This window comes from Fluviicola sp. (assembly GCF_039596355.1).
Lineage (GTDB): Bacteria > Bacteroidota > Bacteroidia > Flavobacteriales_D > Crocinitomicaceae > Fluviicola.
The window spans coordinates 267,562-292,760 of the sequence record NZ_JBCNJW010000003.1 but is presented as its reverse complement, the minus strand read 5'-3'; the positions used below and the strand labels follow the sequence as shown (position 1 = coordinate 292,760).

General features: G+C 44.0%; 16 protein-coding genes. 12 read left to right on the top strand and 4 right to left on the bottom strand.

All coding sequences use genetic code 11. The annotated features are described in order from the left end of the window. Positions 1 to 125: 125 nt before the first annotated feature. On the bottom strand, positions 126 to 2,306 hold the full coding sequence (recQ, locus tag ABDV94_RS09255; RefSeq protein WP_343606749.1) for a DNA helicase RecQ: 2,181 nt from the start codon (positions 2,304 to 2,306) through the stop codon (positions 126 to 128). Positions 2,307 to 2,503: 197 nt separating this feature from the next. Here recQ and tatC point away from each other — a divergent pair, with 197 nt between their 5' ends. The 3 genes from tatC (at position 2,504) to lptB (ending at position 6,753) form a co-directional block, all read left to right on the top strand. After that, positions 2,504 to 3,274, top strand: coding sequence for a twin-arginine translocase subunit TatC (tatC, locus tag ABDV94_RS09250; RefSeq protein WP_343606748.1), 771 nt, complete (start codon positions 2,504 to 2,506; stop codon positions 3,272 to 3,274). 54 nt (positions 3,275 to 3,328) lie between these two features. Further along, positions 3,329 to 5,788 carry a DUF5686 family protein gene (locus ABDV94_RS09245; RefSeq protein WP_343606746.1) on the top strand — a complete coding sequence of 820 codons (2,460 nt, stop codon included), beginning with the start codon at positions 3,329 to 3,331 and terminating at the stop codon, positions 5,786 to 5,788. A gap of 224 nt (positions 5,789 to 6,012) precedes the next feature. After that, on the top strand, positions 6,013 to 6,753 hold the full coding sequence (lptB, locus tag ABDV94_RS09240) for an LPS export ABC transporter ATP-binding protein (protein WP_343606744.1): 741 nt from the start codon (positions 6,013 to 6,015) through the stop codon (positions 6,751 to 6,753). 392 nt (positions 6,754 to 7,145) lie between these two features. Here lptB and ABDV94_RS09235 read toward each other — a convergent pair whose 3' ends face one another. Next, positions 7,146 to 7,286, bottom strand: a complete 141-nt coding sequence (locus ABDV94_RS09235) for a hypothetical protein (RefSeq protein WP_343606742.1) — start codon at positions 7,284 to 7,286, stop codon at positions 7,146 to 7,148. A gap of 108 nt (positions 7,287 to 7,394) precedes the next feature. Between ABDV94_RS09235 and ABDV94_RS09230 the strand changes: the two genes are divergently transcribed. The 5 genes from ABDV94_RS09230 (at position 7,395) to ABDV94_RS09210 (ending at position 16,070) form a co-directional block, all read left to right on the top strand. Continuing rightward, positions 7,395 to 9,110, top strand: coding sequence for a hypothetical protein (locus ABDV94_RS09230; RefSeq protein ID WP_343606740.1), 1,716 nt, complete (start codon positions 7,395 to 7,397; stop codon positions 9,108 to 9,110). Between the two features lie 370 nt (positions 9,111 to 9,480). Next, on the top strand, positions 9,481 to 10,761 hold the full coding sequence (locus ABDV94_RS09225; RefSeq protein WP_343606739.1) for a hypothetical protein: 1,281 nt from the start codon (positions 9,481 to 9,483) through the stop codon (positions 10,759 to 10,761). 25 nt (positions 10,762 to 10,786) lie between these two features. Continuing rightward, entirely contained in the window at positions 10,787 to 12,103 is a 1,317-nt protein-coding gene (locus ABDV94_RS09220; RefSeq protein WP_343606737.1) for a carboxypeptidase-like regulatory domain-containing protein, read from the top strand. 322 nt (positions 12,104 to 12,425) lie between these two features. Next, complete coding sequence (locus tag ABDV94_RS09215; RefSeq protein ID WP_343606735.1) at positions 12,426 to 13,712, top strand: carboxypeptidase-like regulatory domain-containing protein; 1,287 nt, start codon at positions 12,426 to 12,428, stop codon at positions 13,710 to 13,712. Between the two features lie 54 nt (positions 13,713 to 13,766). Then, entirely contained in the window at positions 13,767 to 16,070 is a 2,304-nt protein-coding gene (locus ABDV94_RS09210) for a helix-turn-helix domain-containing protein (RefSeq protein ID WP_343606733.1), read from the top strand. A gap of 251 nt (positions 16,071 to 16,321) precedes the next feature. Here ABDV94_RS09210 and metK read toward each other — a convergent pair whose 3' ends face one another. Further along, positions 16,322 to 17,602: a methionine adenosyltransferase gene (gene metK, locus ABDV94_RS09205; RefSeq protein ID WP_343606731.1), complete on the bottom strand. Its 1,281-nt coding sequence runs from the start codon at positions 17,600 to 17,602 to the stop codon at positions 16,322 to 16,324. A 200-nt stretch (positions 17,603 to 17,802) separates the two neighbouring features. Here metK and ABDV94_RS09200 point away from each other — a divergent pair, with 200 nt between their 5' ends. From ABDV94_RS09200 to ABDV94_RS09190, 3 genes are all read left to right on the top strand, one after another. Further along, the gene (locus ABDV94_RS09200; RefSeq protein WP_343606729.1) at positions 17,803 to 18,528 is read left to right on the top strand and encodes a histidine kinase; all 726 of its coding nucleotides are present in this window, start codon (positions 17,803 to 17,805) and stop codon (positions 18,526 to 18,528) included. After that, positions 18,521 to 19,240: a LytTR family DNA-binding domain-containing protein gene (locus ABDV94_RS09195; protein ID WP_343606727.1), complete on the top strand. Its 720-nt coding sequence runs from the start codon at positions 18,521 to 18,523 to the stop codon at positions 19,238 to 19,240. The genes ABDV94_RS09200 and ABDV94_RS09195 overlap by 8 nt, the downstream gene beginning before the upstream one ends. Before the next feature lie 102 nt (positions 19,241 to 19,342). Continuing rightward, on the top strand, positions 19,343 to 21,622 hold the full coding sequence (locus tag ABDV94_RS09190) for a cation:proton antiporter (protein WP_343606725.1): 2,280 nt from the start codon (positions 19,343 to 19,345) through the stop codon (positions 21,620 to 21,622). 150 nt (positions 21,623 to 21,772) lie between these two features. Here the strand turns inward: ABDV94_RS09190 and ABDV94_RS09185 are convergent, their stop codons facing one another. After that, positions 21,773 to 22,762 (bottom strand): DUF4476 domain-containing protein, encoded by a 990-nt coding sequence (locus ABDV94_RS09185; protein WP_343606724.1) that lies wholly within the window; start codon positions 22,760 to 22,762, stop codon positions 21,773 to 21,775. A 251-nt stretch (positions 22,763 to 23,013) separates the two neighbouring features. Between ABDV94_RS09185 and ABDV94_RS09180 the strand changes: the two genes are divergently transcribed. After that, positions 23,014 to 25,194, top strand: coding sequence for a cation:proton antiporter (locus tag ABDV94_RS09180; RefSeq protein ID WP_343606722.1), 2,181 nt, complete (start codon positions 23,014 to 23,016; stop codon positions 25,192 to 25,194). Positions 25,195 to 25,199: the final 5 nt, after the last annotated feature.

Genomic DNA, 25,199 nt, shown 5'->3' with positions numbered 1-25,199 from the left:
AAGACTTCGAGAGTCAGGACATGGAGACAACAGAATTGTATATAACTAAAAAAACGGATGATTGCTCATCCGTTTTTTGTTTATACAAACTTGTCTTATGTCTTTTTCGTCTATCAGTCCTGGCTCTAATTCGCCATCTCGCTCATAAACTTTATTCGCATAAGACGCAATTCTTCTTCGGTGTAATCACCATCAAATTCATGATACGCAGTTGTTAGATCATCTGTTTCAGCTTCGGAAAAATAGTCGTAGATTTCTTCCTGATTATCCGGATCCAGGATATCATCAATGTAGTAGTTGATGTTTACCCGCGTGCCGGAAGAAACAATTGCCTCGATTTCTTCAATCACCTCATCGAGCGATTTCCCTTGTGCTCTTCCAATATCTTCCAACGGAAGTTTCCGGTCGATATTCTGGATGAGTTGTACTTTCAGTACGGATTTATTGATCAGTGATTTTACCACCAAATCCTGCGGACGGTCAATGTCATTTTCCTCCACATAGCGCTGGATCACTGCAATAAACGGTTCTCCGTAACGCTGTGCCTTTCCGCTTCCCACTCCCTGACAGTTTGTTAACTCGTCAATGGTAATCGGGTACTGGAAACACATGTCTTTCAAGGAGGGTTCCTGGAAGATCACAAACGGAGGAATGTTATTCTGCTTAGAAAGCGATTTTCTCAAATCCAGCAGCATATCGTATAATGCTTCGTCAAACGCACCGCCTTTTCCTGGAGAAACAGCAATATCGTCATCATCAGAAGCCGAATAATCGTGTTGTTTCAGGAGCGTGAATGAAACCGGATTCGCCAGGAATTCTTTTCCTTTTTCGGTAAACTTCAACGTTCCGTATGTTTCAATGTCTTTGTAAAGCAAGCCGGCAACCACTGTTTGACGAATCACTGCATTCCAGAAGTGTTCGTCTTTATCTTTCCCAACCCCGAACAACGGAGCCTGGTCGTGTCTGTAGCTTTTAATCTCTGCTGTCACACCACCCGACAAGAATGCGCATACGTGTTTGGATTTCTGTTGTTCCTGCAGGTAATCCACCGTCTGAAGCAGTTGGTAGACGAATTCTTTTCCTTCGAGTTTTTCTCTCGGGTATTTGCAGTTATCACACATGTCATTGCATTCCTTTTCATCGAATGATTCTCCGAAATAATGCAGGATAAACTTCCGGCGGCAAACAGATGTCTCCGAATACGACACGATCTCACTCAGCAACTGCTTCCCGATTTCCTGTTCGGAAACAGGTTTTCCCTGGAGGAACTTCTCGAGTTTTTCGATGTCTTTGTACGAATAGAACGTGATGCACTCTCCGACTCCGCCGTCTCGTCCTGCGCGTCCGGTTTCCTGGTAATAGCTTTCCAGGGATTTCGGAATATCGTGGTGAATCACAAAACGCACGTCCGGCTTGTCAATTCCCATACCGAAGGCAATAGTTGCCACAATCACGTCTACTTCTTCCATCAGGAACATATCCTGATGTTTGGCACGCGTCACCGCATCCAGTCCGGCATGGTAAGCCAACGCGTTGATTCCGTTCACCTGGAGCAATTCAGCCATTTCCTCTACTTTCTTTCTTGAAAGACAATAGATAATGCCCGATTTACCTTCCCGCTGACGGATATATTTGATGATTTCCTTTTCCACATTTCGCTTCGGGCGAATCTCGTAGTATAAATTATCGCGGTTGAACGACGATTTAAACACGTACGCATCCATCATGTTCAGGTTTTTCTGGATATCAGCCTGAACTTTCGGCGTTGCTGTGGCCGTCAGCGCAATGATCGCTACATCGGAGATTTTCTCGAAGATTTCGCGCAGGCGTCTGTACTCCGGACGGAAATCATGTCCCCATTCCGAGATACAGTGTGCTTCGTCGATGGCAAAAAACGAAATCGGCACAGAAGTCAGGAAATCAATGTTTTCCTGTTTGGTGAGCGATTCCGGCGCTACGTATAGCAGTTTGGTTTTTCCGGAAAGGATATCATCCTTCACCCGGTTAATTTCCGATTTGCTCAGGGAAGAATTCAGAAAGTGTGCTACCGAGTTGTGGTCGCTGACATTCCGTATTGCATCCACCTGGTTTTTCATTAATGCGATCAGCGGAGAAACGATAATTGCCGTTCCTTCGGACAACAAGGCGGGAAGTTGGTAACAAAGAGACTTTCCACCGCCCGTCGGCATAATTACAAACGTATTCTTCTTTTGCAACACATTGGTAATTATACTTTCCTGCTGTCCCTTAAACTGATCAAAACCAAAAAACTTTCTTAATGCGTCTTTCAGATCATTCTGATCCATAAAGTTTGAATATTAGAGGATTACCTAAATTTTACTAAATATCGAAATTACTGATAATAAAACGCATAGGCGCTATAAAATCGGCAACTACACTAAAATACAAGATAAATGAATAAAAAACAACTATTAACATTTCGTTACGCCTATTTTTTGATGAATTATTAACTTTGCGCCCACGTATGGAGGAAGAAAAAAACATGTCATTTCTACAACATCTCGAGGAATTGAGATGGAGGCTGGTTCGTTGCGCAATCGTAATCCTTGTGCTTGCGGTTGTTATCTGGTGGTACCAGGACTGGATCATGAACCACATTTTTCTATCCATGAGCAAGGCCGATTTCTTCACATTCGACTTCTTCTGCAGAACCATGAACTTCATGTGTGTGGACGAGATTCCAATCAACTTCCAGTCCACCACCATGGGCGGACAGTTCTCTTACGCTTTGTGGATGAGTTTCCTGGGCGGTGTGGTAGTTGGGTTTCCATACATTTTCTACCAGCTCTGGTCTTTTGTAAAACCAGGTCTGAAACAGAATGAAAAGAAAATGGTGAAAGGAATCGTATTCTACGTGAGTGTTCTGTTCTTCCTCGGAATTCTCTTCGGATATTTCATCGTAGCACCGATGAGTGTACAATTCTTCGGAACGTACCAGATTTCACGTGAGATTAAGAACGATTTCACGATCAATTCGTATATGAGTACGGTTTTATCAACTGTTTTCTATTCCGGCTTATTCTTCCTGCTTCCGATTGTGGCTTACCTGCTCGGAAAACTGGGTGTTGTTTCATCCGGTTTCCTCATCAAGTACCGGAAACACTCCATCGTAGTGGTATTAATCCTGGCAGCAATTATCACTCCTCCCGATATGATCTCCCAGATTATCGTCAGTATTCCTATTTTACTGCTCTATGAAATCGGGATTTTTGTCGTTAAACGTGTAGAGAAGTCGCGCCTGTTAAACGAATAATCTGACCCTTTCGGCGTTGTTATTATCCTAGTTTTAATTAGATTTACGATATCTATGCTCAAACTAAGGATTCTGTTTCTACTCTGCCTGACTCAGCTTTTGGTCTACTCCCAGCAGACGAAAGTTTCAGGTCGTGTAGTAGATGCCGCAACCGGTGAAGGTATGCCGGATGTCCGGGTACAGTTTCAGTTTTCGAAAATCGGAACACTGACTGATAGCCTTGGATTTTACACCCTGCAATCGTACTACGCAACGGACAGCATCACGTACTTCATGCCGGAGTTTGTCCTGGTGACCAAAGCCGTTAAAAAAGACACTGAGCAAACGATCGATGTGGCGTTGAAAGAACTCATCACGGACATCATTGAGGTAACGGTGAAACCTCCGGATGAATTCCCGTCGACTACGCTGCACAAGAAGGTTATTGCCCACAAAGACATCAATAACAAGGAGAAGCTCAAGTCATACGATTACGAATTGTACAACAAGATCCAGATCGATCTGAACAACATCGGCGACAAATTCAAGGACCGGGACATTGTCAAGCGTCTCGATGTGGTCATGAACTACCTGGATTCAATCGACGGGGGAAAGACCTACCTTCCCGTCATCCTGTCGGAAAACATCTCGGAATTCAGCTTTAAAAACAACCCCAAGAAAAAGCGCGAGCTGGTTACCGCAACCCGGATTTCAGGGATAGAAAACCTGCAGTTGAATCAGTTTTTGGGTGAAATGTACCTCGATTTCAACATCTACGACAACTACCTGAATATCTTCCAGAAAGCCTTCATCAGTCCGGTGGCGAATTTTGCGCGGAATTACTACAAGTTCTATCTCGAAGACAGTATGTTCATCGATAACAACTGGTGTTACAAACTGCGTTTCGCGCCGAAAAGAACCGGCGACATGACTTTTGAAGGAGAAATGTGGATCAACGATACGACCTACGCCGTCAAAAGCTTCAAGGCGAAGTTGTCGCCCTGGGCCAACATCAACTACGTGCAGGATCTGTACATGGAACATCATTTCGACCAGGTAATTCCGGAAGTGTGGATGCTCACCGAAGAAAAGATGATCCTCGATCTGAAAGTGACGAAGGGAACCAAACTCTATGGTTTTTATGGCCGCAAATATTCTTCCCGCAAGAATTTTGTGATCAACAAAGAACGCCCGGACGATTATTACAAAAGCGATTTCACCGTTGAATTTGCCGATAGCGCCAAGGTTCGCGATAAAAACTACTGGGCCGCCCACCGGCACATTCCGCTCAATGACCAGGAAAACGGGATTGATCAGATGGTCGATTCCCTGAACCAGGATCCGTTCTTCAAATTCCTGAAGAATTCCACCTATATGCTGGCATCGGGTTATTACCCGATCGGGAAAATTGAAATTGGCTCCATCTACTCGCTCATTTCGGTGAATCCGGTAGAGAAATTCCGTACCGGATTGGCAATTCGCACGTCCAATGCCTTTTCGAAGCGCATTGAATTCGGCGGAAGACTTTATTACGGTTTCGGGGATCAGCGCTTCAAATACGGATTAACAACCCGGATCAACATCACTCCGAAAAAGCGTGGAATGTTGATCATTTACGGGAATCGCGACATTGAACAGATTGGAATTTCGCCCACTGCTGCTGCCGTCGGATCTACATTCAGTTCCCTGCTTCGTACCGGTCCGCTCGATAAGCTCACCTTCGTAGACAAAGCCGGGATCAACCTGGAAAAAGACCTCGGGAAAGATTTCGTTCTTTTCGGCGGATTCGAATGGAAAGAGTATACTCCTTTGGGATTGGCAACTTACGAACGCAAGAACGAATACGGTACACTGGATACATTGAGACACATTCAAAGTGCTGAGGTGACACTGCGTTTCAGATGGTGTAAGGACGAAGAGTTTATTTCCGGGAATTTCGACCGCACCACACTTCCTTCCAAATACCCGATCTTCTCTATCCAGGGAATTTTTGGAATCAAAGGCGTATTCGGAAGTGATTATAATTACCAGAAGATTGAGTTTGCGATGGAACACAACCGGAACATCGGAGTGTTGGGACGAATCCGCTATGGCGTCAACTCCGGAATTGTTTTAGGAACGGTGGCTTATCCATTCCTGAAGGTGCACGAGGGGAGTCAGTCATACTGGTTGTATACCAACTCGTTTAACCGCATGTCGTATTTTGAATTCATTTCGGATCGCTATGTGGGTGGCTTCCTGGAGCACCACTGGCAGGGCTTGCTTTTCGACCGGATTCCTTTGATCAAAAAACTGAAATGGCGTTTGGTTACGGGAGGGCGTATTACCTACGGGGCAATCAGTACGAGACACACTGCTGCAATGATTATTCCTTCCTTCACGAAGCAGTTCGGAAGTATTCCCTATGCCGAAGCTTCCGTGGGTATCGAAAACATTTTCAAACTGGGCCGTGTAGACCTCGTGTGGCGCATCACACACCTCGAACAGGGAATTCTTCCACTGGGAATCCGTGCAAGGTGGTCGTTTATATTCTAAATTACGAATGTTTGATCAGACCAATTTAAAGATTCAACGAGTTCAAGGTAGTTAAACTCAATTCTGAACATTTGAACATTCGTTTATCAAATTCGAAAAAAGGTTAAGTTCAACAAAGGTTTTCGCTGAAAGACAAATCGCTATTGATTATCCTAAATTACTGCCGCACTAACGTTTGTTGTAATTTAGTCTTCAAAAGCGAAGCTTTTTCTTATTTTCGCAAAGTGAAGTTACATACACACGATATCAAAAAGACCTATAAAGGTCGCCATGTTGTAAAAGGTGTTACCATTGAGGTAAACCAGGGGGAAATCGTCGGGCTGCTCGGGCCAAACGGAGCCGGTAAAACGACCTCATTCTACATGATGGTAGGTTTGGTGAAGCCGGATGAAGGCCACGTATTCCTGGACGACCTGGAAATCACACACTACCCGATGTACAAACGTTCTCAGCTCGGAATCGGTTATTTGCCGCAGGAGGTTTCTGTTTTCAGAAAACTGAGCGTGGAAGACAATATTCTGTCTATCCTGGAACTTTCGGATCTCAACAAAGCTGAACGCAAAGAAAAGATGGAGCAGCTGCTGGAAGAGTTCAGTTTGACCAAAGTGCGCAAAAACTTAGGAAACCGCCTTTCCGGAGGTGAAAAGAGACGAACCGAAATTGCACGCGCTCTTGCAACGAACCCGAAGTTCGTCTTATTGGATGAACCTTTTGCCGGGGTGGATCCGATTGCAGTGGAAGACATCCAGAGCATCGTATCGGATTTACGAAAACGGAATATCGGAATCCTGATCACAGATCACAACGTGCAGGAAACGCTCTCTATTACGGATCGCGCCTATTTGTTATTTGAAGGAAGTATTTTGAAATCCGGAACGGCAGAAGAGCTGGCTTCGGATGAGCAGGTTCGGAAAGTGTATCTGGGTCAGAATTTTGTCCTACGAACGAAAAACAATCAGCCATAAAAAAAGCCTCCGTGGGAAGAGACTTTTTGGTTTGTTTGTTATTTTGACGCTAAATCAGTGTTTTCTGTGTTATTCACACTTCCATAAGCATCACAATGTCCTCTTGATGATCCGCAAGATGCCACAACCACCGCTAGAACTGCAGCCATTGCTGCGTAGGCAAAAAATTTCTTCATAGTTATCCGCTTTGTTTTGAGTTTACAAGTTGTTGTCTTGGGTACAAATCTATCACTTTTAACGAAATAAGACATAAAATATTATTCACATTTCTATTTTTATAACGTTGATTAAATGTGATTTAATTGAAAACCGAACTCTTTTTTTAACATCTAAAATGCAAAACGTAGATAAACCAACGGTTTTACCTACGTTCCGCTCGTCCAAGAACCTTGTTACTCATTCACATTTTTTATCACTTTATTTTGGTGTGTATCGTTCATAGAACTGTAAGCGTCGCAATGAGCTTTGGTTTTACAGGATGCTCCGGCAAGAATCAACAGAGCAAGAGCCAGCATTCCGAGTAATTTCTTCATGATTGTTTGTTTTACAGTGAATATGAATTGTGACTTCTATACAAACTTACTATTTTCATCGTTATATAGCTAAGATTTTTAATTATTCTCAACAGGAAATCATTGATATTGAAGTATTTCAAACGGATTTTACAGCAAAATATCCCCTCTGGTCTGCTGGTCATGCTGGTTTTCTTTGCAATCCCGGTACTTCATGCGCAAAAAAAAATCACTTTTTCCGACCCGGATTTCAAGGAAATCTGCAAGCGGAACAGCTTCACTTACACCGATACGATTTCACTTAAAAACCAGCTCAACGACATCCGCTTTTTAGCATACAAAAAAGGCTACCTGAGTTTCGATATCGATTCCATCATCCGGATTGACAGCTTAAACAGCGAGGGGTATTTCACCCTGGGACTGCGCTACAAAAAGCTCAACCTGTCTATGAGTGCCAAAAGCCGGAGCGCGTTGCGGGAAATCGGGATCAGTCCGCGCACCATCGAGACCCTTCCTCCTACTCCGTTAGAAATTACTAAAAACCTGCAAAATATTCTCAACCAGTTTGAAACATCGGGTTATCCCTTTGCACAAATTTCATTCGAAGATTTGCGGACTGAAAAGGAAGCACTGTATGCAGAACTGATCATCAAACCCAATTCCAGGGTGAAGTGGAACGAAGTAATTGTAAGTGGAAACAAGGTGAAACTTGCCAAAAGATACCTCGAAAACTTCCTGCACATCGAAAAAGGAGACTGGTACGACCAAAGCCAGGTGAAACTCATCGGCACGCGGCTCGCACAACTCACATTCGTCAAGCAAATCAAACCCGCCGAAATCCTGTTTACCCCGGAAGGAGCAAATTTGTACCTGTATATCGAAACCAAACCGGTCTCCCTCTTTAACGGGACCATCGGATTGCAGCAGGATCCTGTGAAACTGAAATACCAACTCACCGGAGACCTGCGTCTGAAATTACAGAATGCCTTCAAACACGGCGAATTGTTCGACCTCAACTGGCGTTCCATTCAACCGGGAAGTCCGCAGCTGAAAATCCAGGCAGCCTACCCGTTTCTCTTCAATACGCCTTTCGGACTCGACGGACAGTTTTCACTTTTCAAACGCGATTCAACTTTCCTGGAACTAAAGACAAGCCTGGGCGTGACCTATTTTGTATCGGGCGGAAAAACCCTCACCGCATTCTATAAAAACCAGCAATCCAACCTGCTTGGAGCCAGCACTACTTCCAGTACGTTGTACGGTACAACCAAAAGCAATGTCTACGGTCTTTCTTTCAAGAATCAAACGGTGGACTACCTTCCCAATCCGCGGAAAGGGTTTATCTGGTACCTGGAAGGAAATGTCGGGAAGCGCTCACTCAAAAAAGATTCCACGACTAACAATTACCTGATCTACGGCGGAAAACTCCAGATCGAGTATTATCAATCCCTCGGGAAGCGTTTTGTGATCAAAGGCGGAATCATCAGTGAAACGTTCTACACGAACAACATTCAGCAGAATGAGTTGCTGCGCTTTGGCGGAAACCTTACCCAGCGCGGGTTTATGGAAGACGAATTGCTAAGTACTTACCGCGCCACTTTCACTATTGAACCGCGTTTCATCATGGATCAAAATTCCTACCTGTTTGTGTTTTACGACCAAAGCTGGTATGAACGGAATGTGCAGAGTTATGTGCACGATGCTCCGAAGGGATTTGGTGCGGGACTTTGTTTCGGAACCAACATCGGGATTTTCTCATTGACCTATGCACTCGGACAACAGTTCTCCAACCCGATTCTGTTCCGGGATTCGAAAGTACATTTCGGCTATGTGGCTTATTTCTAACATTTCATTGTAGAAGGTTAAAAAAGGGGGAATCGTAAAAAGCGTTCAAAAACGTTAATGGATCCGGAATCAATGGAACATTCCCGATCCTGATCGCAAAATTGCCATATTGCCATATCGCAATATTACGATCAATCTCCATCAAAAAAAGACATCTTGCACCAAAATACAGAGAACACGGAAGGTCTTAAACCCTTCACCTCTATTCTCGCACAGAAACAAAACCACCTAACTATTTACAAACTGATCAAAATCAACAAAATCAACACGTGACTCAATACATGGGGTTGTCCATTCCTTTTTTTGCTATCTTACTTCCACTATGAACTACTTATCACTATCAAACAGGTATTGGAAACCCATTGTACGAATGGCTTTCATCCTTTTGTTTAGTCTGAATATAAACGCCCAGAACATGGTGGTTATCGGTACTGTTTCAAACGATCAAAATCAAAAAATAGTTGGTGCAGAAGTCAAACTCGGACAGCAAAACAGCAAAACAAATTCAAAGGGAGCATTTTCATTCAAACTCACTAAGTTTCCTGCTCAACTAACCATTAAACATGCTCTTTACAAAGAATATATCGACGTTGTCCGTGTACCACTACTCAATCAAAAAGACACCATTTTTCTGGATGTAATCCTTGAAAACAACGTGACTGAACTGGAAGAAGTCACTGTGAACTCCTCCCGCGTGATCTGGGCCTACCAGAAACCACACACCCATATTATTGATTTTGCGTTAATGGATGACGAAATCCTGTTGCTTTGCAGCGAAAATCACCAATACTTTTTAAGAAGACTGGATTCTCTCAGCCAGAAAATGACCGACCTTCCAATCAAAAAAAATCCGCAAAATCTGTATGAGGATTGTACCGGTGAAATTCATCTGGTTTATACCGATAGTCTTTTCGAATTAAAATTATTTGGAAAATCTACCATCCTATCGACAGGCTATCCTTACGTTCAGGCGATGGAAATTTTAAGTCCCTGTGTTATTTCCAACGCAAACAATTTCATTGTAAAAGCACTCGGGCCACATAAAAAACTAGTGAAATACACCACTATTGACCGAAATACAAAACAAACGGAATTACTTTACATCACCAGCGACCGGGAGCAAATGCGCGGTCTGGACGATTATGCCAAAGCCAATGACATTCCGGTTCCACTTGCCAATCCGAATTACAAATACAGTCCCCCTATCGCCAGTGGTCTGACCGACAGGCAAAAATGGCAAAACCAGCAATTTTACAGACAAATACTTTCAAAAGAATTGTACACTCCGATCTTTGAGATCAATGATTCCCTTGTCATTTTTGATCATTTCACGGATAGCGCCCTGGTTTTTAAACCGAACGGAGATTTTGTCCGGTCTTTTCAAATCAGTTATCATTATTTTGAAAACTGGAAAAACGAACTGATTGTCAACGAAGAAAAAACAAAAATCTACGCCAAATATGAAACTGACGGTCTGGTAACACTCCGTGAAATCGACCCTTCTACCGGAAAAGTCCTGAATACAACCCTCCTGGAGAAACACATTCATCCCCTGAGCATTCAGATCCGGAACAATAATGCTTTTTACATCTATAAACATTACCTGGATGATAGTATTCACTACTTGTACAAACAGGCACTGAAACACTAATTCCTACCATTGAATTCAACACATCATGAAACAAATCTACCTCATTTCGATCGTCCTTCTGCTCTTCTTCACCGGGTTGATCACCGAAAACAATTCCAGCTGGTCCCAGGCGGAAGTCCTTGTGAAAGGAAAAGTAACTACCGAAACAGGAACTCCTGTAAAAAATGCGATTATCAAATTAGGAAATACCGATGGACATACCAACTCAGATGGTATTTTCATTCTCAGAAACAGCACATTTCCGGCACAATTAACCGTTAAACACCCCTTGTTTTCGGAGTATGTTGACATGATTGCTTTTCCGGAAAGATGGAGAGATACGCTTCAGGTATTGGTTGTCATGCAGGGAAAAGAAACAGCCCTCGATGAAGTGACGGTTACAAACAAACCAATATTCTGGGTTTACCCGAGAAAACAGGCCAATGTGCTGGATTTTATTTTACAGCCCGATGATGGAATCATTCTGTGCTGCAGTGATGAAAAAACATACTTCATGCGTGGTTTGGATGCCCAGGGAGAAAAACTGTTTGAAACTCCCATCCGCAGACACCCAAGACAATTATTCCGTGATTGCATGGATCGAATTCACGTCGTTTACTCAGACAGCATTTATGAGACTTCCATCATCAACAATTCCATCGGTGCTTTCCAAGTCACATCAGCATCCAGGTTATTCGCCTACAATCTCCTGAAAACCTGCGTTTATAAAGACGAAAAAACACTGGTAAAATACAATTACTATGATCAGGATCAACGCATTGAATTCGTCTCCTACAACATTCAAACGCAAAAGAAACAGGTCATGTATGTCGGCGAAGACCGCAAACGATTCAAGCAACTCAGCGAATTCGCGCGGAACAACAGCATCTCCGGAGAGCAGCTATTCCATAGCTTAACCGTAGAAGAACTGAGAGTAGCGCGCAGACTATGGAATAATACAAAGTTTTATGAGCTTGTTTTAACAACACCGGTTTACGTTCCCTTATTTGAATTAAATGATTCTCTTGTCATTTTTGATCATTTAAACGATTCAGCGGTTGTTTTCACCAAAGCTGGTGTCCGCGTGAGGTCTTTTCCCATTCATTATAATCATTTCAAAGGCTGGAAAAACGAGCTTGTTACAAACCTGGAAAAAACCAAAGTGTATGCCCGTTATGAAATCGACGGATTGACCACATTGCGTGAAATCAACCCTATAAACGGGAAAGTGGAACGCAAAATTCAATTGGAAAAGCACATTTACCCGAAACACCTCCAAATTCGCGATGAATTCATTTATTACATCTACGACGATTACCTGGATCAGAGCATGCACTACCTGTATAAGCAGCCAATCAGGTGAATTTAAAAAGCATGCTGATTTTTCCGATTTACGCGAAACAGGAGATTGACGGCCTGATAACGCTCCGTTAAACCGACTTCTCCTACGGGGAAAACCCTGAATACAAACCTTCCGGAAAAGCACCTGCACCCCATGAGCATTCAGATCCGGAACAATTGCGATTTTTACATCTATAAACATTTCTCAGACAACAGGATTCATTATATTTACAAACAAGCCTTAAAAGCATTCAATCCATTCACCTGGAAAATTCACAATTATGTCACCTTGTTCAAATCGATTCAGAACTCTTTTTTTACTGCTTGTTGTAAATTGTGTTTTAGTGACTGATTTCAGTTGGGCACAGCTTGAGATCGTCATCAAAGGAAAAGTGGTGAATGAATCCGGCGCTGCAATCAAAAACGCGTCTGTCCAAATCGACATTCAGAATACCCGAACCAATTCGGAAGGTTACTTCTATGTCCGGAATCAGAATTTTCCGGCGCAGCTTACGGTGAAAAGCAGTTTGTATGACGAATACCAGGACATCCTGCTTTTCCCGGAGAAATGGAAAGACACGATGACGGTTTTCGTGGTGATGGCCCCTAAATCCACCCAACTGGAAGAGGTAACCATCAATGCCAACAGTAAATTCTGGGTTTATCCGCGTAAACAAGCCAATGTCCTCGACTTTAAACTGGAACCAAACGGAAATATCCTGCTTTGCTGCAGCGATAATCATCATTATTTCCTGCGTCATTTGAACGGGTCCGGCGACAACGTCTACGAAACAAGCATCCGGAAACACCCCAAACAGATTCGGTCGGATTGTAACGGGCAGTACCATTTGGTTTACAACGACAGCATCTACGAAACGTCCATCATCGGTGAATCGGTCGGATTTTTTTCTCCCGTGCCTTACAGCAGAGCAATCGGAATGCTGGACAACTGTTCTTACGCAGATGATACTTCGATTATTATCCGCACCTATATGAACCAGAAGCAGCACCTCGAATACATGCTGATAACCAAAAAAACACATGTCCGCAAAGTAATTTATGTGAGTGAAGACCGGCATAAAAAACGCCAGTTGAAGGATTACGAACGGGAAAACAAACCAACCGTACAGGAAATTCTCAAACAATCGGATGCCAACCACAGCGACCGGCTTTCCAACAGAAAAGACGATTTAAAAAAAGCAAAAGATCGCTGGAACACCCAGCAGTTTTATGATCTCATTCTTTTGAAACCGATTTACGCCCCTTTATTTGAGTTGAATGATTCGCTGATTATTTTCGATCATCCGAACGATTCTGCTATTGTCTTCACCAAAACGGGAGTCCGCGTAAGAAGTTTCCCGATTTCCTACCAGTATTTCAAAGACTGGAAAAGCGAACTGATTCCCAATATGGAGAAAACGGCGATCTATGCCCGGTTCGAAAAAGGAGGTATCACCAGCTTGAGAAAGATTAACCTGATGACCGGAAAACCGGAGGAAGAAGTGAAAATCAAGGAACATATTTTCCCGGAGCATATCCAGATTCAAAAGGATTTCATCTACTACCTCTACAAGGATTACCTCGATCTGAGTATGCACTATATTTTCAAACAGCACTTAACGAATCACTAAAGATTGCACGCCAACTTGCAGACTATGCTAATTTTGCATATCTTCAAGTAAGAGATGAAAGAACAAACGGAATCCGTCAGCAATCCCGCTGAATTTACAGAACGATTTATCAATCAGACAAACAGTCCGGTGTTCCTGACCGGGAAAGCCGGAACGGGAAAAACAACCCTGCTCCGGAAAATTGTTGAAACAACCCATAAAAATACGGTGATTGTTGCTCCAACCGGCATTGCGGCGCTGAACGCAGGCGGCGTAACCATCCATTCGTTCTTCCAGCTTCCGTTCAGCTCATTCATCCCGGATTTTGTTTCGGAAGGATTGGTTAGCGGGAACACCAAATTTGAATCGAAAGAAACGCTGAAACGCCATTTTCATTTCAACAAGACACGTCAGAACCTCATTCGTAGTGTCGAACTGCTGATTATCGACGAGGTGTCCATGCTGCGTGCCGACCTGCTGGATGCCATCGACTGGACGTTACGGAATGTGCGCCGAAACAATGATCCGTTTGGTGGCGTGCAAGTGCTTTTCATCGGGGATTTGCTCCAGCTCCCGCCCGTTATCAAACCGGAGGAGTGGAGTTTACTCCAAAAATATTACCGCGGCATTTTCTTTTTCAATGCGCATGTACTGCAGGAACAGGCTCCGGTTTACATCGAACTGGATAAGATTTTCCGGCAGGATGACCAGTTGTTTATCGATCTGTTGAACCACTTGCGGAACAACCAGATCACACTGGAAGATCAGCAACTGCTCGAAAAATATGTCGACCCGAATTTCGATTCCACGAAAGAAGAAGGCTACATTACCCTCACGACACACAATTCGAAGGCTGATCAGATCAATGCGACTGCGTTGCATTCACTCCAGGAAAGATCCCGGACATACTCTGCCGAGATCAAAGGTGATTTTCCGCCGCATTTATTTCCGCTGGAAAAAGACACCGAATTGAAAGTCGGAGCACAAATCATGTTCATCAAAAACGATATTTCCTTCGAAAAGAACTTCTACAACGGGAAGATGGGTGTGATCCAATCGCTCACAGCCGATGAAGTTCAGGTGTTCTTCAAAGATGAAAAACGCAGCATCATTGTAGAGAAATACGAATGGAATAACATCAAATACACGCTCAACGAGCAAAGCGGTGAAATCGAAGAGGAAGTGCTCGGAACCTTCGTCCACTACCCGATCAAACTCGCCTGGGCTATCACGATCCACAAGAGTCAGGGTCTCACATTCGATAAGGCTGTTTTGGATGTATCTCAGGTTTTTGCTCCGGGTCAGGCCTACGTTGCATTGTCGCGACTTCGCAGTTTGTCCGGATTAGTCCTGCTCAAACCGCTTTCCATGAACGGACTGGTCAACGATCAGCAGGTTGTTTCCTATTCTTCCAACAAAGCGGCGGAAGACGTCATGCAACTCTACCTCGATCGTGAAACCGCTCGGTTCATTTACCAAAGTCTGGTTCAGGCCTTCGACTGGTATGATTACACCACCAAATGGGCCACGTTTGAATTGGGGCTCAAACTCCAGGGACCGAAGACCGAAAAAGGGAAAGACAAATCCTGGGCTGCCAACCAATTGCAAACGGTTCAAAGTACTTTTGATGCCGCACGCAAGTTTCAAAACCAGCTGGCAAACCTCTTTTCCAAAGACCAACCGGAATGGGCGTTCATCAACGAACGGGTTCAGGCCGCATATCAATACTTTTACAAGCCGTTGGATGCTCAGGTCTATTCGATCATGAAACGTCGTTACGAGCTCTCTAAAATCAAAAAAACGAAGCAATACGCCGAAGAACTCGAAGAACTCGAACAAGAAGTAGTGACGGTGGTGCACCGTTTGATGAAAGCACGCTTGTTAATGGAAGCGGTTGTGAACCAAAAACCATTTACGAAAGACACGATCAAAGCACCGGAACTGACCAATTACGTTCTTTCGAAAGCACAAAGTATTCAGCAGGAACTGAGCGCAAACCGATCCATGCTGGACGAAATGATCGACGAGGACTACAGTGATGTAGTGAAACTGAGCAAACCCCAAAAAGCGAAAGAAGAAAAACCGGTCAAAAAAGACACCTACGAACACACCCTGGAGCTATTCCGCGAAGGAAAATCGATGGAAGAAATTGCGCGCGAACGCCAGCTGGGAGTTTCCACCATTGAAGGGCATTTTGTGAAACTGATCCGCCAGGAACAGATCGATGTGACGGAAATCCTGGATCCGAAGCGCATCAGTGAGATTGAAACGTACCTGGAAGGCACTGAAGGGAAAACACTTGGAGTGATCAAAGAAGAGTTGGGCGATAAAGTGAGTTATGGTGAATTGAAGTTGGTCCAGGCGTCGAAGATGGTGTAAAATCAGCGCTGCAGCACCTGTAAAATCAGAGGGTTCGCAATATGGCGATATGGGAATTTCGCATCCGGAAAAACAAAAAAATCACAGAGCCCAATACCCTGTGATTTCACCAAATTACCATAAACTTACTCTCCAACAAGTTCAAACCAACAGAACTTATTTTCCTATAGAATACAATCTTCCGAAAAGGTAACAAAAAACCCTGACGTTCCTTTCGGAGGCCAGGGTTTCCAAGCTGTTTAAAGTGCTTCTTACAATTCAAAAGCAGCTTTTACTTTATCTACAAAATCTAATTTCTCCCATGTAAACAACTCAACTTCTTTCACAACTTGAGTTCCATCCGGAGCATTAAATGTTTTCTTCACTACTTCGTTCTTACGTCCCATGTGTCCGTAAGCTGCAGTTTCAGCGTAAATCGGGTTTCTCAATTTCAAGCGCTGTTCGATTGCGTAAGGACGCATATCGAAGATCTCAGCACATTTCTTCGCGATCTCACCGTCTGTCAGATTCACTTTAGAAGTTCCGTATGTGTTGATGAACAAACCACATGGTTGTGCCACACCGATTGCGTAAGAAACCTGTACCAATACCTCATCACACAAACCAGCACCAACCAGGTTTTTAGCGATGTGGCGTGTTGCGTAAGCTGCAGAACGGTCTACTTTAGACGGATCTTTTCCGGAGAACGCACCACCACCGTGAGCACCTTTTCCTCCGTAAGTATCTACGATGATCTTACGACCTGTCAAACCGGTATCTCCGTGAGGTCCTCCGATTACGAATTTCCCTGTAGGGTTGATGTGGTAAGTGATTTGATCGTTGAACAACGCCTGCAATTCCGGCTTCAATTTCGCTTTCACACGTGGAATCACGATGTTGATAATATCTTCGTTGATTTTCTTCAACATTTCTGCTTCTGTTCCAAAGTCATCATGCTGTGTAGAAACTACGATTGTATCGATGCGTTGTGGCACATTGTCATCAGAGTACTCAATGGTTACCTGAGATTTTGCATCCGGACGCAGGTAAGCGATCACATGTCCTTCATTGTTGCGGATATGGGAAAGCTCCTGTAGGATTTTATGCGCCAAATCCAATGCCAATGGCATGTAGTTTTCAGTTTCTTTGGTTGCATAACCGAACATCATTCCCTGGTCACCAGCTCCCTGAGCTTCTGCTTTCGCTTCAAAATCATCGTTTGAAACTTTGCGGTCAACTCCCTGGTTGATATCAGAAGACTGGTCATGAATTGCTGAAAGAATTCCACAAGAATTCGCTTCAAACATATATTCTGACTTCGTATATCCAATTTTACGGATTACCTCACGGGCAATCGTTTGAACGTCCAAATATGTATTCGTTTTTACCTCTCCGGCCAAGACTACCTGACCTGTTGTTACTAAGGTTTCGCAAGCGACTTTTGACGTCGGGTCAAAAGCCATAAAGTTATCAATTAGCGCATCTGAAATCTGATCCGCTACTTTATCCGGGTGTCCTTCAGAAACTGATTCTGAGGTAAACAAGTATGACATAGTCCTTGAGTATAAAAATTATGGGGGCGAAATTAGTGAAAAAAAAGAAAATGATTCCCGAATGTTGAAAAAACAAGTGTTAATATTCTACAAAAGTGATAGACTATTCATTTCATCCCTGATCTGCTTCATTTTATGAGACAACAAATCATTCTTTCCGTTCATCCGATTCAAAAATTGTATCTTCGAATTTCAGAAGTATGGTTTCAGTAGCACTTTTTTCCGTTTCAGTACTCTTCCTGGCACTTGCAGTGTATTGCAGGATGCTCTACCTGAGATTGAAGGAAACCCGGAAAAACAACCGGGAGTTGACACTCAAAAACCACGAACTGAACACCCGGGTTCATTCCAACGAGCTGAGTTCGATCCGCTACAAACTGAACCCTCACCTGTTCAAAAACGCATTGAATTCCATCCAATCCCACGCATACCAGACCTATTATTCGATGGACAAACTGTCGGGCGTGCTCGATTATGTGTTGTATGAAAGTGATCAGCCCCTGGTGAGCTTGCGGGAAGAAATGGATTTTGCAGCCAATTTCATCGAGATTAACCGTTTGAAATTAAGCCCGCTTTTCGACCTGCGCATCCGCAATACGATCAACCTGGACGACGAACGTATCGGGAACCTGAAGATTTTGCCGCTGATTACCATCGACCTGATTGAAAATGCATTCAAACACACTGATTTCCAGAAAAACGAATCATTCATTTCCATTCACCTGGAGATCAACAACGGAGAATTCCTCCTGGAAGTCAGCAACCGGATTTCCGAGCGCGCTCCCCTGAAAAAAGAACGCAGCGGACTCGGTTTGAAAAACCTGGAAGAACGATTGAACATTGCGTATCCCGGAGCATATCAACTCACACTGAACAATGAAAAGCCCGTTTTTCATGCTCAGTTAAAACTGCGATTGAATGGATAAAACACTGCGCGTTGTATTGCTGGACGATGAATTGCTGGCGCTGGGTTATCTCAGAACCTTGTGTGAATCCATTCCCGGAATTGAAGTTGTGAAAGCCTTCGCCGATCCGCTTCTTTTCCTGGAAGCAGTCAAAGATTTGAACTTCGACTTCTGCATTTCAGACATCGTGATGCCGAGCCTCACCGGGCTGGAAGTAGCTGAAAAACTGAAAGCAACACCGATTATTTTCACCACGGCGCACAACGAATATGCCGCAGACGCATTCGACATCGAAGCAATCGATTACCTGCGAAAACCGGTTCAGCGCGAACGCCTGGTGCGGGCAGTGGAAAAAGCGCGCCTGCAGATCGAACAGCAGAAAAAACAAGCTGCCTGGACGGTGAATACCAATAAAGGAAAGCTTTCTATTCAGCAGGCACAGATTGTCTCTTTTTCGACCGATACGTACGACCGGAGAGACAAGTTACTCCTGCTCGAAAACGGAGATCAGCTCGTGGTCAAAAACAAATCATTTGATCAGCTGCTCCAGGAACTCGAAGCCGTTTCATTCATCCGGATTTCCAAATCGGAGGTGATTTCGACGGATTTCATCCAGGGTTACCAGGGTGATTTTGTCATCAGTAAAGTCCGGAATGAAGAAGGAAAATACCTGGAGTTCAACCTGAGTGAAAATTACCGGAAGTCCTTCCTGGAAGCATTCCAGAAGCAGTAAATCCGGACTTGGTACATTAAATCAAGGTTTCAGTACATTCTCTAAATACAGGAACTTCCCTTCCGGATCAAGCACCTTATTTTTGCTAAAAATTTCAAGATTATGCGTAACCTCAAGAATCTGTTATTCTACATTTTGACAATTGGCGGCTTTGCTGCTTTGATCTTTGGTGTCATTGTTTCCGGACAGTCATTGGAACCAGGTAAAGTAACCACTTTCAAACCCCAAGTCACTGCCTCCACCTGGCAGCAATTTACCGAAACGTATTATCACAACCTCACCCATCCGCTGGCAATTTTACTGCTCCAAATTATCACAATCATAGTCGTAGCCCGCATTTTCGGGTTTTTCTGTAAAAAAATCGGACAGCCTTCCGTGATCGGTGAAATCATTGCCGGGATTTTCCTCGGACCGTCATTCATCGGAATGTATTTCCCGGAATTCTCGCATTTCGTATTCCCGGATAAATCCATGGACAACCTGAAATTCCTGAGTCAGATCGGATTGATCTTATTCATGTTTGTTGTTGGAATGGAATTGGAGTTAAAAACCCTGAAAAACAAAGCCAACGACGCGGTTGTCATTAGTCATGCAAGCATTATCTTCCCGTTCACGCTGGGAGTTGGACTGGCTTACATGATCTACTCCGAATTTGCTCCGGAAAATGTCAACTTCCTGTCTTTTGCACTTTTCATCGGGATTTCCATGAGTATCACAGCCTTTCCGGTACTTGCACGGATTGTACAGGAACGCGGACTGAGTAAAACCAAACTCGGATCGATCGTGATTACTTGTGCGGCCGCTGACGATATTACTGCATGGTGTATCCTCGCTGCTGTAATTGCCATTGTAAAAGCCGGTTCCGTTTTGAGTGCAATCTACATCATCTTCATGGCGATTGGTTACGTTCTGATCATGCTGAAACTGGTACAGCCATTCCTGAAACGCATGGGCGACAAATATTCCAACAAGGAAAGCTTGAGCAAACCGGTAGTAGCGATTTTCTTCATTACCCTGCTTATTTCAGCATTTACAACAGAAGTCATCGGGATTCACGCATTGTTCGGAGCATTTCTGGCTGGGGTAATCATGCCTTCCAACATGAATTTCAGAACCATTTTCATTGAAAAGATCGAAGATGTTTCTGTTTTATTACTCCTTCCGCTCTTCTTTGTATTCACCGGGTTGCGTACACAAATCGGCTTGCTGAACGACTGGCATTTGTGGTCGATTGCCATCCTGATTATTGCAGTTGCAACTATCGGAAAATTCCTGGGTTCTGCGCTTGCAGCCAAATTTGTGGGACAAAACTGGAGAGACAGCCTCATTATCGGAGCCCTGATGAACACCCGCGGACTGATGGAATTGATCGTTCTGAACATCGGGTATGACTTAGGAGTTCTTTCTGACGAAATCTTCGCGATGCTGGTAATTATGGCTTTGATCACCACATTTATGACCGGTCCGATGCTGGATCTCATCAACCGATTTCTTCCTGAGAAAAAATCACAGGAAGAAATCAGCAGTACACAGGAACTTTCCACGAAATACTCTATCCTGCTTTCATTCGGAAGTCCGGAAAGAGGCAGAACCCTGCTGCGTCTGGCAAACAGTTTCATCCGCAAATCACCGGAAAACGCCAATGTAACTGCACTTCACGTTTCACTGAGTAACGACCTGAACCAGTTCAATGCAGAAGAATACGAACGGGAAAGTTTCGCACTGATTACGGAAGAATCCCAAAAACTGCACATGCCGGTTGTGACCTTGTTCAAACCTACGGTTGATATCGACAAAGAAATTACTGATACGTCAAATGCGGGGAATTTTGACCTCTTGCTCATCGGGATCGGAAGATCGGTGTTTGAAGGATCGCTTTTGGGAAGAATTCTCGGATTCACGACTAAACTCATTAACCCGGAGCGTTTGTATGAAACCATTACCGGTAAAGAACCGCTTTTTGAAAACACCATTTTCGACGAACGCACACGCCAATTGATCAAAAACGCCAAGCTTCCGGTGGGAATCGTCATCGACAAAAACCTGGAAAAAGTGGAGAATGTCTTCTTACCGATCTTTTCCATTCACGACAGCTTCCTGCTGGTATATGCACAAAAATTGATTCACCACAGCGATGCACGTGTAGTCATTATCGATTCTTCCGGAATTGTAAAAACACACCCGGAACTGAAAGAATCCATCCGCATGATCGAACAAGTAGCACCCAACCATATCTCGCTTCAAACAGAACCGCGCCTCGACAAAGAGTTCATGGTACAACAGGATCTGATGCTGATCAGCCACGACAGCTGGAAAAAAGCAGTTGAAACGCAGAGTTTATGGCTAACAAACACCCCTTCAGTACTTATTCTGAAACCTTAACCGGTTATTCAAAACAGTCATATTAGAGGAAAACGCAGTTTTAAATTCATCAGAATAAGGCTGAAGGGGATTTTTTCGATTTCCATCATTTCAACAAAAAAAGCCATCCGTCAATGGACGAATGGCTTTTCAATTTTATCGTGTTTCGGATTATCTCGTAAATCCGCTGGTGTACTCATTCAGCTCTTCAATACTTGATTCAAATTTGAACGCATCATTCAACTGGTAGTAATTCCCGATATCGTATGTATATCCGTAAGCATATTTCGCCAAATCCAAACGCGTATCTTCGAAGCTGAACAACATCATCAGGCGTTTTACCTGGCTGCTTTTCATACAGTTGGTATTGATCACTTGTTTCGCCATAGTCAGTTTGGAATCGTCAAAGTTTTTGGCTTCGATAGACTGTACAACCTGGTTGAAACGGGTTTCATCCATCGGGTAACCGTTACATCCTACATTTCCGCTGTATCCAGGCATCACATATCCTGTTTGCTGCACTGTTCCAACCGTCCCAACTGTTCCTGTATTGGTATTCGTTGAAGTGGTCGTCGTCGAATACGTGGTAGTCGTGCTTTGACTTTGTGTATTCATTCCGTTTTCACTCACCTGGATATTCATGTTGATGTTTCCACCACCATAACCCGGGTCATTCACATTGATTCCCATGTTGATTCCGCCGGCATTTCCAGGATTGTTCGTTGTTGTAGAAGAGCTGGAAACAACAGTTGTTTGAGTAACGGTTGTTGCAGGAGGCGTGGTGTGATAAACAATCACTTGTTGATTCGCCATCGGACGCGGAGCTTGTGCAATCGGAACTTCACTCATCCATCTCAACACCACTTCACCTTTGTTATTACTTTTAATGGAGTAGGTTGTTTCCGTACCTTGTTCGAAGTTGATTGTTTTATCAATTTCCGGCGTAATTCCATCCGTGAACTTCACTTTCACTTTGTAAAAAGGCTGGATCAGGTTCGTAACACGTACATTCGTTTCAGGATTCGCATTCTGCTGAATTCCGTTCAGGATGATGTAAAACTGCTGACCTTGTTCGGAGAAGAAAACCAGGTTGGTGTTCTGTTGCGCCTGCGTCAGCTGCGAAATAAATAATAGAGCAAAGAGGGTAAAAAAGTGTTTCATTGTTATACGTTTAATTTAAATGCGCATTTCAAAAACGATGCCAAAAGCATGCTGTCAAGTTGTAGCATTGGTTTAAAAGGCGTGCAAAAATAGTAAAAACAATGTGTTCTTCTCCGGGCCGGACAGCAATTTACGAACGGACATTATGCTCTGCTTTTCAATTTTAGCCAGAAGATTTTTTGATTTCAACAAACGAAACCGTTAATTCGCCAAAATTGCGATTACTTTTGTATCGTTATTACCTGGAATAAATGAGTGGATTATTTGAGCAATTTTCGAAAGAATTCCAACACCTGATCGGTCAATTCAAATTGCCGCTTGAAAATCCAATCCTTACATTTTCCATCCTGCTCCTGATTATTTTGTTCTCTCCGATCATTCTCAGAAGAGTCAAAATTCCGGCTTTGATCGGTTTGATTATTTCCGGAGTGATCATCGGGCCGAATGGGTTTCAGCTCATTTCGGAAGCAAATATGAAAACGGGATTCGTGAATATGTTTGCGAAAATCGGCTTGCTCTACATCATGTTCATGGCAGGATTGGAACTCGATATGCAGGAATTCAGACGCTACCGGAACAAATCACTCGCATTCGGGGCACTGACCTTTTTCATTCCGCTTTTGCTGGGTTACCCGACCTGCCGGTACGCACTGGGCTTAAGTGAAATGGCCAGCTTGCTCACCGCAAGCATGTTTGCAACACATACGCTGGTTGCCTACCCGATCGTTTCCAAATTCGGAATTTCCAAAATGCAGGCCGTTGCGATTGCAGTGGGTGGAACGATTCTCACCGACACTGCCGTTTTGATCATTCTTGCGGTCATTTCGGGTTCCGATAACGGCGTGATCAACACCAGTGTATTGATTCACCTCGCCATTACGCTTTCCATCTTCAGCCTGATCATGTTCTGGGGAGTTCCGAAAGTTTCCCGCTGGTTTTTCAGCAAACTGGAATCCGAAAAATCTTCGCAGTTCATCTACGTACTTTCCATTTTGTTTTTCGCGGCATTTTTGGCAGAAGTAGCCGGAATCGAAGGTATTATCGGGGCGTTTGTGGCCGGCTTGGTGATGAACCGGCTCATTCCGCATTCATCTACCTTGATGAACCGCGTGGAGTTTATCGGGAATGCGTTGTTCATTCCGTTCTTCCTGATTTCCATTGGGATGGTGGTGGATGTGAACGTTTTGGCAAACAACCCGTGGGCATGGGCAGTAGCCGGAATCCTGAGCACTTTTGCCATTTTCAGTAAATTCCTTGCTGCCCTGATTACACAACTCATCTTCCGTTTGAGCCGGCCGGAAAGACAAATCATTTTCGGACTCAGCACGGCACATGCGGCGGCAACGCTGGCGGTAATCAATGTCGGGTATACGATGGGAATTCTGAACATCGAAATCGTGAACGGAACCGTGATCCTGATACTCATTACCAGCATGACGGCTTCGTTTGTAACGGAAAATGCCGGAAAAAAGCTCCGCATCGCCCAAACGAAAAACGAACCGCTCGAAGGTCCTTCCATGCGGAGCCAGCATGTTTTGGTGGCTGCCAACGAATTGAAAGGAAATGAATCATTGCTCGATTTCTCCGTCCTGATTACAGATAAATCCGTGATGAACCCGATCTCCGTGGTGAGTGTTCTTGAAAATGACGAAGAAGCTGAAATGCGCATCCGGCGTTCCCGCAAACACATCGATGATTTCATTACGCACTACAACAGCGGCGAAATCAATGTGCACGCCATGGCAACGATCGATCACAATCTTTCCAGCGGAATTGCGCGCGTTTCAAAAGAACTGGTAGCGGATATCGTATTGATCAATGACAACTCCAAAATCAATTTCCTCAAGCGCCTGATCAGTGATGACCGGGAACATTTGCTGAGCGTCTGTGAGAAAACCGTTTTCTTCTGCCGCTTAAATCACGCTTTTTCGAGTTACCGCAAAATATCCGTAGTTTGTCCGGTTTATGCGGAATTGGAAGAAGACTGCAAGCAATGGCTGGAGCGCGTTTTACGGATTTCGAAAGAACTGAATCTCGACATCGACGTATACAGCACGCGGGAAACATTTGAAAAACTCAAGGCGTACCGCACACATCGAAAATACAATGCCGATCTGACACATTATCCGGTCGAATCGCCGGAAGATATTCTCCCGAAACTGGCTCATTTCGGCGAATATCACTTGTTTATTTCGGTGTTTGCCCGTTCCGGGTCGGTTTCTGCTTTCACCGGAATGGAATCGCTTCCGCAACGCATCGAGAAGGAAAACCCGAACCTGGATCACGTGTTTGTTTATCCATCGCAAAGTCTTTCTGATTTGTCGTATGCCGCATATGATGATATGAACGGAAGTCCACTGGCTGCCGGTGTTGAAACCATTCAGCGCATTTCCAAAGAAGTTGGCGGCATGTTTAAGAAAGGCGAAGAGTAACGTAT

Excerpts from the sequence above, each read along its gene's own strand:
- recQ (WP_343606749.1), bottom strand. The coding sequence starts at position 2,306 with ATGGATCAGAATGATCTGAAAGACGCATTAAGAAAGTTTTTTGGTTTT.
- tatC (WP_343606748.1), top strand. The coding sequence starts at position 2,504 with ATGTCATTTCTACAACATCTCGAGGAATTGAGATGGAGGCTGGTTCGT.
- ABDV94_RS09245 (WP_343606746.1), top strand. The coding sequence starts at position 3,329 with ATGCTCAAACTAAGGATTCTGTTTCTACTCTGCCTGACTCAGCTTTTG.
- ABDV94_RS09235 (WP_343606742.1), bottom strand. The coding sequence starts at position 7,286 with ATGAAGAAATTACTCGGAATGCTGGCTCTTGCTCTGTTGATTCTTGCC.
- ABDV94_RS09225 (WP_343606739.1), top strand. The coding sequence starts at position 9,481 with ATGGCTTTCATCCTTTTGTTTAGTCTGAATATAAACGCCCAGAACATG.
- ABDV94_RS09220 (WP_343606737.1), top strand. The coding sequence starts at position 10,787 with ATGAAACAAATCTACCTCATTTCGATCGTCCTTCTGCTCTTCTTCACC.
- ABDV94_RS09210 (WP_343606733.1), top strand. The coding sequence starts at position 13,767 with ATGAAAGAACAAACGGAATCCGTCAGCAATCCCGCTGAATTTACAGAA.
- metK (WP_343606731.1), bottom strand. The coding sequence starts at position 17,602 with ATGTCATACTTGTTTACCTCAGAATCAGTTTCTGAAGGACACCCGGAT.
- ABDV94_RS09200 (WP_343606729.1), top strand. The coding sequence starts at position 17,803 with ATGGTTTCAGTAGCACTTTTTTCCGTTTCAGTACTCTTCCTGGCACTT.
- ABDV94_RS09195 (WP_343606727.1), top strand. The coding sequence starts at position 18,521 with ATGGATAAAACACTGCGCGTTGTATTGCTGGACGATGAATTGCTGGCG.
- ABDV94_RS09190 (WP_343606725.1), top strand. The coding sequence starts at position 19,343 with ATGCGTAACCTCAAGAATCTGTTATTCTACATTTTGACAATTGGCGGC.
- ABDV94_RS09185 (WP_343606724.1), bottom strand. The coding sequence starts at position 22,762 with ATGAAACACTTTTTTACCCTCTTTGCTCTATTATTTATTTCGCAGCTG.
- ABDV94_RS09180 (WP_343606722.1), top strand. The coding sequence starts at position 23,014 with ATGAGTGGATTATTTGAGCAATTTTCGAAAGAATTCCAACACCTGATC.